This window comes from Ruegeria sp. P8, assembly GCF_056534665.1.
In genome coordinates this window covers 1-947 of record NZ_JBQERC010000059.1, presented here as the reverse complement: position 1 = coordinate 947, position 947 = coordinate 1, and the positions used below count along the sequence as shown (strand labels likewise).

Genomic DNA, 947 nt, shown 5'->3' with positions numbered 1-947 from the left:
TATCGACGGACGTGCGGTCGATCTCGCCGCTATGAGCCATGATTGGTCCAAACCTTTATGGGACTTGGACTTGTATCAAACCCTCGACAAGTACATCCAGCAAGCTTCGAACGAAGCTTGTATTCCCGTAACGTGGGGGGGGCACTGGAAAACCCTTGTCGATGGCTGTCATTGGCAAATTGAGCTTTTGCCAAAGGGTCGTGACAGCCAATTTTAGGAAATCGCCGGACAGCCTCTAGGATCGCCTCTCAGGGGCTGTTTCGGTTTCGGGTATCCTAACCCATAAAAAAGCGTTCCCCCTGTTTGTTCTCCAAACGTTCGCAAACGTTCTTTTTCGCTTTCTAAGCAACGCGCGAAGCGCGCCGCAAACAAACTCCGGCTTGTTTGCACAAGGACGGGGGTCCCCTCTGGGGGTGTCCGCAGTCCCAAGCTAACCGCTTGTCTCTCAATGTCGTTCATTGTGAGCCGATGCATCCAGAACCAGCCCGCGCAGCGGGGACTTGATAGTATATGCATAAGTGACAGGAATTCATGGACTACACCAAATTCCGCTACTCGTTCGCAAAGGCTAGGCTGCGCGATCCCGACGGGACGAGATACTCGACGCACATTCACGGCGTCCCCTACTGTGACGCCCCGGTCCCAATCCGTCTGAAACATGATCGTTTTATCGATTGGGCCAACCGCCCTCAACGGGCGTTGGAAATCACCATGTTCGGTCCCTGCCGAAAGTGTCCGCGATGTTTGAAATATCGCAAACTAAAATGGCGCGAGCGCGCCATCTATGAAATGAGCATTGCCCCAAGGAATTGGGCAATCACGCTCACCCTATCCCCTAGGATGCTGGCAATTGCTATTGCCGATGCCAAAGCCGCAGGTAAAACCCTCGAGCCCGTCCTGTACGGCGAGTTAAAGAAATACTTTAAGCGGCTGCGCGCACAAGGCGC

General features: G+C 53.7%; 2 protein-coding genes. Both read left to right on the top strand.

Going from position 1 to position 947, the window contains the following annotated elements; genetic code table 11:
- On the top strand, nt 1-217 hold a 217-nt coding region (locus ACR0BZ_RS19860; protein ID WP_480921083.1), incomplete at its 5' end, for a M15 family metallopeptidase.
- A gap of 314 nt (nt 218-531) precedes the next feature.
- On the top strand, nt 532-947 hold a 416-nt coding region (locus ACR0BZ_RS19855; protein WP_480921082.1), incomplete at its 3' end, for a hypothetical protein.